Genomic DNA, 12,091 nt, shown 5'->3' with positions numbered 1-12,091 from the left:
CGGATCGGGAGGCTGCACGTAAATCAGACTTGCGGAGAACACGCCGTTTTGACAGGCGGCAGGCGGAAAGGCACAAGAGGGTCTGACTTCGCGAATCGGGCCTTCATGACCAAGATCCTGCTTCTTCTCATTCTGGCGATGATGGTGGTGCACATCATCAAGCCGCTTGGCCTTCCGGGCCTGAGGCGTCGCGCCGATTTCTGGAAGCTGGCCCTGATCGCGCTGGCTGCGGTCTCGCTCACCATCCTTCTGCGTGGAGGAGAGTAGTGCTTCTCGCTCGCTGCAAAGAAAATGGCCCGCCAACCTTCGTTGACGGGCCGCGATATGCGTTCTCTATGTGCCTGACTGATCAGGCAGCCTCGAGGTCCTGCTTCCACTGGCCGGTGGCGGCGAGACTGTTCATCTTCGCACGGTGCGCGAAAGCCTTCTGCGCTGCTGCCACGTTTTCCTTCTTGCCGGCCCAGGTCTTGAGCGCGGCAGCCTGCAGCGCGCGACCGTAAGAGAAGGTCAGCGCCCACGGCATGTCGAAGCCGGCATTCATGAGCGAGAGATGCGCCGTCGCTTCCTCGTCCGACTGGCCGCCGGACAGGAAGGCGATGCCGGGCACCGCGGCCGGCACGGTCGATTTCAGGCAGCGCACGGTCTTCTCCGCCACTTCCTCGCGGCTCGCCTTGCGGGCGTTCTTGCCGTCGATCACCATGTTCGGCTTCAAGACGATGCCCTCAAGCGAAACACGCGCATCGTAGAGCTCGGCAAAGACGGTCTTCAGAACCCACTCAGTCACCTGGTAGCAGCGGTCGATGGAATGATCGCCCGGTTTGCCGTCCATCAGCACTTCAGGCTCGACGATCGGCACAATGCCGGCTTCCTGGCAGAGTGCGGCATAGCGGGCAAGCGCCTGTGCGTTCTGCTTCAGAGCTCCCCAGTTTGGCAGGTCGTTCGAGATGGAGATCACGCCGCGCCATTTGGCGAAACGTGCGCCAAGGCCATAATATTCGGCCAGGCGCTCGCGCAGGCCGTCGAGGCCTTCGGTGATGGTCTCACCATCGAAGCCGGCGAGCGGCTTGGCGCCGCCATCGACCTTGATGCCCGGCACGGCGCCGGAGGCCTTGATGACATCGACCAGCGGTGTGCCGTCGGCAGCCTTCTGGCGGATCGTCTCGTCGTAGAGGATGACGCCGGAGATGCAATCCTTCATCGCCGCATCGGCGCGGAACATCATCTCGCGATAGTCACGCCGGTTCTCTTCCGTCGATTCCAGCCCGATCGTGTCGAAGCGCTTCTTGATGGTGCCGGAGCTTTCATCCGCCGCCAGAATCCCCTGTCCGGGGATCACCATGGCAGCTGCAATATCCTCAAGGCGTTCGCTCATTTCAGGTCTCCTGTCTTGTCATGACCGGGCGATAGCAGATGCCGATGACAAACGGAATGCGCCCTCAAGACCCCTAATCGATTGAAATGACAGACTATTCACATTTTGCTTAACGGTTGTTCGAAAGTGCCTCCACGCCCGGCAGTTTCTTGCCTTCCATCCATTCAAGAAACGCGCCGCCTGCAGTGGACACGTAGGAAAACTCCTCGGCCACACCGGCGTGGTTCAGTGCTGCCACCGTGTCGCCGCCGCCGGCTACCGAAACGAGCAATCCCTCAATGGTTCGGTGTGCCGCGTGTTTTGCCGCCGCCACGGTTGCCGCGTCGAATGGTTCGATCTCGAAAGCGCCCAGCGGGCCGTTCCAGACCACGGTGTCAGCGCGGTCAAGCCACTCATTCACCTTCTCGACACTCTTCGGTCCTACATCGAGGATCATGGCGTCTGACGGAACGCTTTCGATGTCGACCGTTTCGCTCTCTGCGCCTGCCTTGAATTCACGCGCGACCACGCCATCCACGGGAAGGACGAGCGCACAGCCGGATTCTGCGGCTTCGATCATGATCTGCTTCGCAGTTTGCGCCAGGTCGTGTTCGCACAGCGATTTTCCGACCTCCGTGCCACGCGCGGCAAGGAACGTGTTGGCCATGCCGCCGCCGATCACCAGTGCGTCGACCTTCTTCACCAGATTCATCAGCAGATCGATCTTGGTGGAAACCTTCGCACCGCCGACAATGGCGAGCACGGGTTTGGCCGGTTTGCCAAGGCCTTTCTCCAGCGCTTCCAGCTCCGCCTGCATGGTGCGGCCCGCATAGGCCGGCAGCAGATGGGCGAGCCCCTCTGTCGAGGCGTGGGCGCGATGGGCGGCTGAGAAAGCATCGTTGACATAGACGTCGCCATTCTCCGCCAGAGCCTTTGCAAAATCCGGGTCGTTCTTCTCTTCGCCTTCATGGAAACGCGTGTTTTCGAGAAGCAGAATGTCTCCTCCCGCCATCTCGTTGATTGCGTTTGCAGTCGGCGTGCCGATGCAGTCCTTGGCGAAATGCACTCGATGATCGAGCACACTCTCCACTGCATAGGCAATGGGCTCCAGCGATGCTGCCGGATCGGGCTTTCCCTTCGGACGGCCGAAATGCGCCATCAGGATCACCTTGGCACCCTTGCTGGAAAGCTCCTGGATGGTCGGCGCGACGCGTTCGATGCGCGTGGTGTCGCTCACCTTGCCATCCTTCACCGGCACGTTCAGGTCAACACGCACCAGCACACGTTTGCCTGCAATGTCGTTGAGATCGTCAAGGGTCTTGAAGTCCGGCATGGCGCGTCGATGTCTCCTGTGAGGGGTTCGCTTTGGATCAGGGGCTGCCCGTCCCGAACCGCTGATGGAATCTTGGTGCATTTTCGTTGGCGACCATACAGTGCCGCACGCTGTGTGCAAGATGGCGCGTGCGCCCTCGGCCGGCTCTGCTAAATTTTGCGAAGCAGGCGTCGCAACAGCTCACGCGGGCTCAACAGAAGAAGCGGCAGGCTGGGCTCGACAGGCTGTGGCTCCATTGAAAGGCCGACAGCGCTGATTCGTCCGTTTTCATCCACGTCGCGCACAATCAGCTCGATCTCGCCCAGTGTCGTCCGGTCACCATATTCCGCGCGGCCACCCAGCCGCTCCCGCAGGAGATCGGCGATTGTTTTCTTCTGGTCTTCTTCGTTTAGACCCGTCGCATAGGCAGCCTCAATGTCGGATGCCGGCCGTTCCGGGTCGACCGCAAAGGCTCCAAAAAACTCTGCATCTTCAGGGTCCATCTCCACCGGGCTGGCGAACAGACGGTCAAGCAGGCGGGGGTAGCGGTCAGGCACGAAAATATAGACATGATCACCAGCGGAAAGTCGGCCGGCGTACTGGTAGGTCATGGATCGGCCATCGCGCACAACAAGGGAAGGTTTTGCCCAGCGTGGAATGCGTTGACCGCGTTCCACGGGGCTTCCCGCCACCACGCGATAGGCGAGAAGTTCGTGGCGGGCCGAGCCGGGCAACTCCAATTCCACTTTGTTCAGAGGTCCCATCCGCGGCGGAAGCGTCAGCCCCAGCCGGCGCGCCAGCGGTCCCACTGTCCAGCCCTGAACGATCAGCGAGACCAGCACGATGATGAACACGATGTTGAACAACGGACGCCCATTGGGCAACTCGTCGATGAGCGGGGTGATCGCAAGAAGGATCGACACCGCACCGCGCAGTCCCACCCACGAAATGAAGGCATTCTCGGCTGGCGAGAAGCGGAATGGCATCAGGCACAGTGTCACGGCCAACGGACGAGCAACGAAGATTAGGAACAAGCCGATGAAAAGAGCCGGTAGCGCAATTTCGGCAAACTGCGAAGGTGTGGCAAAGAGGCCGAGCACAAGAAACATGATGATCTGTGCAAGCCAGGTCACGCCATCCTGAAAGCGTTTGAGCATCGCTGTGGAGCGCAGCTTTGCATTTCCGGCAATCAGCCCCGCCACATAAACGGCAAGAAAGCCGGAGCCGCCTATCGCGCCGGCAAGTGCGAAGACCAGGAGTGAAAGTGCCAGCACGAAAATCGGCAACAATCCCTGCTCCAGCCGGAGACGGATGACCAGCCGAACGATGCTCCAGCCGCCGACGAGTCCGGCCAGGAGACCGATGCCCATCTGCTGCAGGAACCCAAGCGCCACGTCGGTGGCGAGTTCGCCTGCCTTTATCGCTTCACCGCCGGCAATGAGCCCGACCAGAGAGAGCGTGAGAAAGATTGCGATCGGGTCGTTCGATCCCGATTCCACTTCGAGTGTCGAGCGCACACGCTCCCGCACGGAGATGTTTCCAACACGCAGAAGGAAGAAAACGGCGGCGGCGTCGGTGGATGCCACCGTGGCGCCAAGCAGGAACGACTCAAGCCAGCTGAAGCCCGTCACATAGTATGCCGCGACACCCACAAGACCGGCTGTCAGCAAAACGCCGACCGTTGCTAGCGTGACGGCGGGCGCCGCCGCCTGCCGAAAGGCTGAGATGGACGTGCCGAACCCCGAATCAAACAGGATGACCGCGAGCGCCAGCGAGCAGATGAAATAGGCAACCGATGCGTTGTCGAAATCAAGTCCGAGCCCGTCCGTGCCAGCCGCCAGACCGATGCCCAGGAAGATGAGAAGCAGTGGAGCGCCGAAACGAAAGGCAATCAGGCTCGAAAACGCGGCAAACAGCACGAGTGTCGTGCCCACCAACGTTATAAGGTAGATGCCCTGATCCATCCGCTTCCCGAAATCCCGCCTGCCTCAAGTTGCTGTTCTGTTTCCATAAAAGGTGCGGCGGAAGTGAGATGCAAGAGCCGGGCCAAAAGAAAAACGCCCGGCGCGACGGCCGGGCGTTCGAAAAGGCATGTGGAGTCGTTCAGATCGTCTTTCCGAATGCCACGGCCGTGTCGGCCATGCGGTTCGAAAAGCCCCATTCATTGTCGTACCAGGACATGACGCGAACCAGATCGCCTTCAATCACCTTGGTCTGGTCTAGCGCGAAGGTGGAAGAAGCGGGGTTGTGATTCATGTCAATCGAGACGAGCGGCTCGTTGGTGTAGGCCAGAATGCCTTTCAACCCGCCGTCGGCGGCAGCGACGAGGGCCTGATTGACCTCCTCGACAGTCACCTTCTTCTTCGGCACGAATTTGAAGTCGATGACCGAGACATTCGGGGTCGGGACGCGGATGGAAACGCCGTCCAGCTTGCCATTGAGTTCTGGCAGAACGAGACCGACAGCCTTGGCGGCACCCGTCGATGTCGGGATCATGGACATGGCCGCAGCACGGGCGCGGTAGAGATCCTTGTGCATCGTGTCCAGCGTTGGCTGATCGCCCGTATAGGCGTGGATCGTGGTCATGAAGCCTTTTTCGATACCGAAAGCATCGTTGAGGACCTTGGCGACCGGTGCCAGGCAGTTGGTGGTGCAGGAAGCGTTGGAGACGACCCGGTGTTCGCTCGAAAGCTTGTCATGGTTGACGCCGTATACCACCGTCAGATCGGCGCCCGATGCCGGAGCCGAAACCAGCACGCGCTTGGCGCCGGCGTCGAGGTGGAGCGCTGCCTTTTCCTTGGCCGTGAAGATACCCGTGCATTCCATCACGATATCGACACCGAGCTCACCCCAGGGGAGCTTAGAGGGATCACGCTCGGAAAAGACTTTGAAAGAATCGGAGCCAATGTTGATCGCGTCACCATCGACCTTCACCTCTGAGGGAAAGCGGCCATGCACACTATCATAGCGCAAAAGGTGGGCATTGGTTTCGACGGGGCCGAGATCGTTGATCGCAACGATGTCGATGTCCTTGCGGCCCGATTCGTAAATGGCGCGAACGACATTGCGGCCGATGCGGCCAAATCCGTTGATGGCAACTTTGACGGTCATGAACTTCCTCCGGGGAGTGGGTGGCCGTGCACAGGCACGGAAGGAGACGCCGTTTCATAGCGGCGTCCGCGTCGAGAATCCAGATGCTGGGGCGGGCATTCGTCCGCCCCGAGAGGGCACAAGCCTGATATCGGTTTCAACCGACTTCTGTCAGGCGCTTCTGAGCGGCGTTTGCAGCAGCCTCAGCGGTGATGCCGAAATGCTTGTAGAGTTCCGGAGCGGGCCCGCTGGCGCCGAACCCCGTCATGCCGATGAAGATACCGTCAGAACCGATGATTGCGTCCCAGCCCTGACGGATACCGGCTTCGATTGCCACCTTCACCGGGGCGTCGCCGATCACCGCCTTGCGGTAATCATCGCTTTGCTGCTCGAACAATTCGAAACAGGGCACGGAGACAACGCGGGCCGGATGACCGGCGGCATCAAGCAGAGCCTTTGCCTTCATCGCCGCTTCCACTTCCGAGCCGGTGGCGAAGAGTGTCACCTTGGCGTCGTCTTCCGAACCTGCGAGCTCGTAGGCGCCGCGCGCGCTGAGATTGTCAGCCTCGTGGCTGGTTCGTACAGGCGCGAGGTTCTGGCGCGAGAGGGCGAGTGTGGATGGTGCATCGCGGCTTTCGATGGCCACTTGCCAGCATTCCGCGGTTTCGATCGCGTCCGCCGGGCGAAACACGAGATGGTTGGGGATTGCGCGTAGCGCGGCCAGATGTTCCACCGGCTGGTGGGTCGGGCCGTCCTCGCCGAGACCGATGGAATCATGCGTCATCACGAAGATGGAACGGATCTGCATCAGTGAGGCGAGACGCATCGCCGGGCGGGCGTAGTCCGAAAAAGTCAGGAAGGTGCCGCCATAAGGGATGATTCCACCATGCAGCGTCATGCCGTTCATGGCGGCGGCCATGCCGTGCTCGCGGATGCCATAATGGACATAGCGGCCGGAAAAGTCGTCGGCGCTGATGGGGCCGGTCTGACTGGTCTTGGTGTTGTTCGAGCCGGTCAGATCCGCGGAGCCGCCGATGGTCTCAGGCAGCACGGCGTTGATGGCCTCGAGTGCCATTTCCGAAGCCTTTCGGCTCGCCACCTTTGGAGGCTCGGCTGCAAGCTTTTCCTTGTATTCGAGCATGGCAGTCGAGAAGGTTTCTGGCAGGTCTCCGCGCATGCGGCGCTCGAATTCGCCGCGTGTCTCCGCGTCTGCAGCCGCTAGACGGTCTTCCCAGGCCTTGCGCTCCTTGGCCGAATGGAGACCAGCCAGGCGCCAGTCGTCGAGAATGTCGGAAGGAACAACGAAAGGTTCGGCGTCCCAGCCAAGCGCCTTGCGTGCGCCGGCGATCTCCTCTGAGCCGAGCGGGGAGCCGTGCACCTTTGCGGTGCCGGATTTGGACGGCGCGCCGAAGCCGATGGTCGTGCGGCAGGCGATCAGGGTTGGTTTGTCGGCCTTCTTCGCAGCTTCGATGGCACCGGCAATCGCATCCGGGTCATGTCCGTCGATGCGCATTGTGTTCCAGCCCGAAGCCTCGAAGCGTTCGCACTGGTCGGTGGAGTCTGTCAGCGAGGTGGAACCGTCGATGGAGATCTGGTTGTCGTCGAACAGGACGATCAACTTGCTGAGCTTGAGGTGCCCGGCAAGCGTCAGCGCTTCTTGGCTAATGCCCTCCATCAGGCAGCCGTCGCCGGCCAGAACATAGGTGTAATGGTCAACGAGATCATCGCCGAAGCGCGCATTCAGAATGCGTTCGGCGATCGCCATACCGACGGAATTCGCCAGGCCTTGGCCGAGCGGCCCGGTCGTCGTTTCGATGCCGGCCGCGTGACCAAACTCAGGATGGCCGGCCGTGCGCGAGCCGAGTTGGCGAAAGTTCTTGATCTCATCGATCGTGATATCTTCATAGCCAAGCAGGTAAAGCAGAGAATAAAGGAGCATAGACCCGTGACCGGCGGACAGGACGAACCGGTCGCGGTCGGCCCAATCCGGGTTCTTGGGATCGTGCTTCATGAAGCGGGTGAAAAGCACGGTGGCAATGTCTGCAGCCCCCATCGGCAGGCCGGGGTGGCCCGAATTGGCCTTCTCCACCGCGTCCATAGAAAGGAAGCGGATCGCATTGGCCATCCGGTCGTGTTTGTCGCGTGAGATCATGATTGCTCGCTGGTCCGCTTTCGGCAGTTGTCGGGCAGACTGCTCAGGCAGTCCGGGCCCTTTGGAAAAAGCAGGCGACACATAGCAGTTGCGGCCTTGAAGTCAACAAAGGGACGGTTTGCAGGCGTTTTCCTACCGCTGGGGAAGGGGAATTTTGTATCAACCTTGTTACAGCATTTTGGGGGATTAGCCGACGTGTTTTGTTGACGGAACGTTCACACGGCGCCTAATCTTTTCGGCGTAACTGGTTAGTAAGGCCAGCGATTCGCAGCCGAGGCTTCCTGAAAGCTGTCGTGCATTTGTCTGCCGGCACAGGTCCGGGTGCGTCACTGGGCGGATGAGAGTAAGCAAGATTGCCTGTGTCAAAACATTTCCTGAGACCGCATGCCTCGGCCGCATGGGTGGCTGGCTTGTCTCCGGAATGTGCGACGGGGGGTGGCGACCATGAGTGGTGAAAGCACGCCCAAAGAAGCGATCGACCGCCTGAGCAAGGCGTTGTCTTCGCTGGAGGATGCAGTAGATGCGCGCATGGAACGGGATCGCGCTGTCGCGGATTCCGATGCCGAATTGCAGCGCATGAACACGGACCGCGCGCGTCTCGCTCAAGAGATCGATAAGTCCGAGGCACGCGCCAAGCGTCTCGAAGAGGTAAACCGCGAAGTCTCGCGGCGTTTGGTCACGGCTATGGAGACAATCCGTGCCGTGCTGGATCGGTAGGGCGGGCGATGGCACAGGTTACAGTCACGATCGACGGTAAGTCCTATCGCATGGCCTGCGATGAGGGGCAGGAAGATCACCTCGTTAATCTTGCGCAGCGCTTCGACCGATACATCACGCATCTGAAAGATTCCTTCGGTGAGATCGGAGACCACCGGTTGGCAGTCATGGCCGGGATCATGGTGATGGACGAGCTCTCGGAGCTGCAGAAGCGGATGCGCACCATGGAGGGAGAGGTCGCGTCCCTGCGCAAGACCCGTGACGAGGCGCTCAGCCAATCCGGCAAGAACGATGCGGCAGTGACCGGCGCGCTCAACGATCTCGCCGCGCGCATGGAAAGTCTCGCCGGAAAGCTTGCCGGAAAGCCGTAAAACGGCGCATAAGCCTGTTTTTCCAAACGGCGTCGTGGCAAATCAGGCAAATGAACAAACAGAAGACAAGCGATACCCGCATTCAGCTCGGTGTAGTCGGTGCCCCGCAGGGCTTGCGTGGAGAGGTGCGCGTCAAGGCCTTCACCGCCGACCCTCTGGCTATCGGAGATTATGGGCCGCTGACCACGGACGATGGGCGTACTCTGACCATTCTCAATGTGAGGTCAGCGAAGAACGTGGTTGTGGTGCGCTTTGCCGACATTAGCGACCGCAACGCCGCGGAGGCCTTGAACGGAACGAGCTTGTATGTCGAGCGCGAGGCGTTGCCGGATGATCTCGAGGAAGAGGAATTTTATCACACCGATCTGATCGGGATCGCGGTTGTCGATGGTGCGGGAGAGCATGTCGGTAAGGTGCGAGCGCTGCACAATTTCGGGGGCGGTGACATTCTCGAAGTTTTGCTGTCCGAAGGCGGCTCGGCGATGGTTCCATTCACCCATGCGGCTGTGCCCAACGTCCGTGTTTCAAAGGGCGAAATCGAGATCGACCTCGTTGCGGCTGGCCTGATAGAAGTCGAAGATCCCGAGATGCCGCGTGAGGGAGACAGCTCGTGACGTTCCGCGCGACCATTCTCACGCTTTATCCAGAAATGTTCCCAGGATCACTCGATCTCTCGCTCGCAGGAAAGGCGCGCGAGGATGGCAAATGGTCGCTGGAAACGGTCCAGATCCGCGACTTTGCCACTACGAGACACCGCAATGTGGATGACACGCCCGCCGGCGGTGGGGCCGGCATGGTGATGCGTGCCGACGTTCTTGCACGCGCCATCGATCATGCCGCCCCGGCTGATGACCCGCGTCCGCGCCTCTTGATGAGCCCGCGAGGGCGTCCCCTCGACCAGAAGCGGGTGCGGGAACTGGCTTCTGGGCCAGGAGCAATGATCCTGTGCGGGCGGTTTGAGGGGGTCGACCAGCGCGTGATCGAAGCGCGTGATCTGGAAGAAGTTTCCATCGGCGATTACATATTGTCGGGAGGGGAACCGGCGGCTCTGGTCCTGCTCGATGCTGTGATCCGTCTTCTGCCGGGCGTCATGGGCAATAACGCGTCGGGCGAGGAGGAGAGCTTTGAAGGCGGGCTTCTGGAGCATCCTCAGTACACGCGCCCGCAGATTTTCGAGGGGCGGCCAATCCCTGATGTTCTGCTTTCCGGCAATCATGCGAAAATCGCGGGGTGGCGCCGCGGCGAGGCGGAAAGGCTGACGCGAGAGCGTCGCGCGGACCTCTGGGAACGCTACGAAAACCGCGATTGAGGCGTCTCTCATGTTGATTCCGGCGGGAATGTCGTGTATGTGCGCCGCACGTAAACGGCCATGGCCGGTTTGGATTTAATCAAAGAAACGTGAATTCGCTCCTGTTCCTCCTTCTGGAGGGCACTCTTCAGGCGGTCTTGAGACTGCCCTTGGGATGAGCGCTCTGACGGTTCGCGAAGAACAAGAGGACACAGAGATGGACATTATCCGTCAGCTCGAGGCCGAGCAGGCCGAGAAGATTGCTGCACAGCGTCAGCTTCCCGAATTCCAGCCCGGCGACACGGTTCGCGTTCTGGTGCGCATCACCGAAGGCACGCGCACCCGCGTTCAGGCCTATGAAGGCGTTTGCATTGCCCGTTCCGGTTCCGGCTTCCAGGAAAATTTCACCGTTCGCAAGATTTCCTATGGTGAAGGCGTCGAGCGTGTGTTCCCAGTTTACTCCCCTCTCGTCGAGGGTGTCGAGGTGGTTCGCCGCGGTAAGGTTCGCCGTGCGAAGCTCTACTACCTGCGCGATCGCCGCGGCAAGTCGGCTCGTATCACCGAGAACACCAGCGTGCGCGCACGCCGCCTGAACGACGCCGTGCGTCAGGCCGCGGCCGAAGAAAAAGCCCGCATCGAGGCCGAGAAGGTTGCTGCAGCCGAGGCGCTCGCCGCCGAGAAGGCTGCTGAAGATGCTGCCAAGGCACAGGAAGCTGCTGCCGCTGAGAACAACGCTGAATAGTCAGACTCGTTATCGAAATTCTCGAAAAGGCGCGCTTCGGTGCGCCTTTTTGCATTTGGAGATCCCGCTTCCCCAGCTTTTGACGCCTCTCTGGCTCTTTTACTCGAAAACACTCTGCTTTAAGGAAAAGCAATCACCCGGCCGTGCATCGGCCCGTCACAGGGAGATTGGTTATGACGTTGCGTACGCCCCTTCTGGCTGCGTCCTTCGCGGCTTCAGTTTTCGCGGTCTCTGGTTATTCTGCGTTTGCCGAGGATCTGCCGGATCTTGAAGGCCGCGAGGTCGTCGTGGTCACCGAGAACGCATATCCGCCACTGCAGTTCATCGATCCCAACTCAGGCGAGCAGGTCGGCTGGGAATATGATGCAGTGAACGAGATCGCCAAGCGGCTCAACTTCAAGGTCACCTACCAGAACACGAGTTGGGACGCGATGATCCAATCTGTTTCCGACGGACAGTACGATATGGGTATGACGGGTATCACCATCCGCGACGACCGCAAGGAAAAGGTGGACTTCTCTGACCCCTACATGCGCTCCGAAATGTACATGCTCGTGCGCAGCGACGAGAAAAATTTCTCCGACGCGAAAAGCTTCGCTGCCTATGAAGATGGTTTGATGGGCGCGCAACCCGGAACATCGCCATTCTACACTGGCGTCTACGAGGTGCTCGACGGCGATGAGGCCAACCCACGCATCAAGCTGTTCGAAACTTTTGGCGCGTCCGTACAGGCTCTGCGTGCGGGTGATGTGGATGTGGTTTTGACCGACAGCACGGGTGGACAGGGCTATGTGGATGCCTCGAACGGAACCTTGAAGCTTCTCGGCGAGCCCCTGGGTTCGGAAGATTTCGGTTTCATTTTCGCCAAGGGATCCGATCTCGTCGCGCCCATCAACACGGCTATCGCATCGATGAAGGCGGATGGCACGCTGGAGGCACTCAACAGGACATGGTTCCTCGAATACAAGATGGGTGAATAGGGCTTTGGTTGGTCCTCGTTCTGCCGGCCTGTCCGCCTGTCTTTCGAGAAGCTTTTCGAGCAAGTGGCGGTGACGTCTCCCCGGCCCA

General features: G+C 60.2%; 12 protein-coding genes. 7 read left to right on the top strand and 5 right to left on the bottom strand.

Annotated elements, in window-relative coordinates:
• Positions 1–105 precede the first annotated feature (105 nt).
• Positions 106–267, top strand: coding sequence for a hypothetical protein (locus KW403_RS06965; protein ID WP_223021996.1), 162 nt, complete (start codon positions 106–108; stop codon positions 265–267).
• A gap of 82 nt (positions 268–349) precedes the next feature.
• Here KW403_RS06965 and KW403_RS06960 read toward each other — a convergent pair whose 3' ends face one another.
• From KW403_RS06960 to tkt, 5 genes are all read right to left on the bottom strand, one after another.
• Positions 350–1,372: a class I fructose-bisphosphate aldolase gene (locus tag KW403_RS06960; protein ID WP_223021995.1), complete on the bottom strand. Its 1,023-nt coding sequence runs from the start codon at positions 1,370–1,372 to the stop codon at positions 350–352.
• Positions 1,373–1,481: 109 nt separating this feature from the next.
• Positions 1,482–2,684: a phosphoglycerate kinase gene (locus tag KW403_RS06955; RefSeq protein ID WP_223021994.1), complete on the bottom strand. Its 1,203-nt coding sequence runs from the start codon at positions 2,682–2,684 to the stop codon at positions 1,482–1,484.
• A gap of 149 nt (positions 2,685–2,833) precedes the next feature.
• Positions 2,834–4,627, bottom strand: coding sequence for a potassium/proton antiporter (locus tag KW403_RS06950; protein ID WP_223021993.1), 1,794 nt, complete (start codon positions 4,625–4,627; stop codon positions 2,834–2,836).
• 139 nt (positions 4,628–4,766) lie between these two features.
• Positions 4,767–5,774, bottom strand: coding sequence for a type I glyceraldehyde-3-phosphate dehydrogenase (gene gap / locus KW403_RS06945; RefSeq protein WP_223021992.1), 1,008 nt, complete (start codon positions 5,772–5,774; stop codon positions 4,767–4,769).
• A 136-nt stretch (positions 5,775–5,910) separates the two neighbouring features.
• Positions 5,911–7,905: a transketolase gene (tkt, locus tag KW403_RS06940; RefSeq protein ID WP_223021991.1), complete on the bottom strand. Its 1,995-nt coding sequence runs from the start codon at positions 7,903–7,905 to the stop codon at positions 5,911–5,913.
• Between the two features lie 444 nt (positions 7,906–8,349).
• On the opposite strand from tkt, the gene KW403_RS06935 reads away from it, so the two are divergent.
• The 6 genes from KW403_RS06935 to KW403_RS06910 all read left to right on the top strand — a co-directional run bounded on the left by KW403_RS06935 (position 8,350) and on the right by KW403_RS06910 (position 12,003).
• Positions 8,350–8,622: a DUF4164 domain-containing protein gene (locus KW403_RS06935; RefSeq protein WP_223021990.1), complete on the top strand. Its 273-nt coding sequence runs from the start codon at positions 8,350–8,352 to the stop codon at positions 8,620–8,622.
• Between the two features lie 8 nt (positions 8,623–8,630).
• The gene (locus tag KW403_RS06930; RefSeq protein WP_223021989.1) at positions 8,631–8,993 is read left to right on the top strand and encodes a cell division protein ZapA; all 363 of its coding nucleotides are present in this window, start codon (positions 8,631–8,633) and stop codon (positions 8,991–8,993) included.
• Between the two features lie 50 nt (positions 8,994–9,043).
• Complete coding sequence (gene rimM, locus KW403_RS06925) at positions 9,044–9,607, top strand: ribosome maturation factor RimM (RefSeq protein ID WP_223021988.1); 564 nt, start codon at positions 9,044–9,046, stop codon at positions 9,605–9,607.
• Positions 9,604–10,302 (top strand): tRNA (guanosine(37)-N1)-methyltransferase TrmD, encoded by a 699-nt coding sequence (gene trmD / locus KW403_RS06920; RefSeq protein ID WP_223021987.1) that lies wholly within the window; start codon positions 9,604–9,606, stop codon positions 10,300–10,302. The genes rimM and trmD overlap by 4 nt, the downstream gene beginning before the upstream one ends.
• Before the next feature lie 196 nt (positions 10,303–10,498).
• A complete protein-coding gene (gene rplS / locus KW403_RS06915) occupies positions 10,499–11,023 on the top strand; it encodes a 50S ribosomal protein L19 (protein WP_223022470.1) in 525 nt (174 codons plus the stop codon).
• Between the two features lie 173 nt (positions 11,024–11,196).
• Complete coding sequence (locus KW403_RS06910) at positions 11,197–12,003, top strand: transporter substrate-binding domain-containing protein (protein ID WP_223021986.1); 807 nt, start codon at positions 11,197–11,199, stop codon at positions 12,001–12,003.
• Positions 12,004–12,091: the final 88 nt, after the last annotated feature.

This window comes from Nitratireductor kimnyeongensis (assembly GCF_019891395.1).
GTDB lineage: Bacteria > Pseudomonadota > Alphaproteobacteria > Rhizobiales > Rhizobiaceae > Nitratireductor > Nitratireductor kimnyeongensis.
This window is presented reverse-complemented; position numbering and strand designations above follow the sequence as displayed.

Excerpts from the sequence above, each read along its gene's own strand:
- KW403_RS06965 (WP_223021996.1), top strand. The coding sequence starts at position 106 with ATGACCAAGATCCTGCTTCTTCTCATTCTGGCGATGATGGTGGTGCAC.
- KW403_RS06960 (WP_223021995.1), bottom strand. The coding sequence starts at position 1,372 with ATGAGCGAACGCCTTGAGGATATTGCAGCTGCCATGGTGATCCCCGGA.
- KW403_RS06955 (WP_223021994.1), bottom strand. The coding sequence starts at position 2,684 with ATGCCGGACTTCAAGACCCTTGACGATCTCAACGACATTGCAGGCAAA.
- KW403_RS06950 (WP_223021993.1), bottom strand. The coding sequence starts at position 4,627 with ATGGATCAGGGCATCTACCTTATAACGTTGGTGGGCACGACACTCGTG.
- gap (WP_223021992.1), bottom strand. The coding sequence starts at position 5,774 with ATGACCGTCAAAGTTGCCATCAACGGATTTGGCCGCATCGGCCGCAAT.
- tkt (WP_223021991.1), bottom strand. The coding sequence starts at position 7,905 with ATGATCTCACGCGACAAACACGACCGGATGGCCAATGCGATCCGCTTC.
- KW403_RS06935 (WP_223021990.1), top strand. The coding sequence starts at position 8,350 with ATGAGTGGTGAAAGCACGCCCAAAGAAGCGATCGACCGCCTGAGCAAG.
- KW403_RS06930 (WP_223021989.1), top strand. The coding sequence starts at position 8,631 with ATGGCACAGGTTACAGTCACGATCGACGGTAAGTCCTATCGCATGGCC.
- rimM (WP_223021988.1), top strand. The coding sequence starts at position 9,044 with ATGAACAAACAGAAGACAAGCGATACCCGCATTCAGCTCGGTGTAGTC.
- rplS (WP_223022470.1), top strand. The coding sequence starts at position 10,499 with ATGGACATTATCCGTCAGCTCGAGGCCGAGCAGGCCGAGAAGATTGCT.
- KW403_RS06910 (WP_223021986.1), top strand. The coding sequence starts at position 11,197 with ATGACGTTGCGTACGCCCCTTCTGGCTGCGTCCTTCGCGGCTTCAGTT.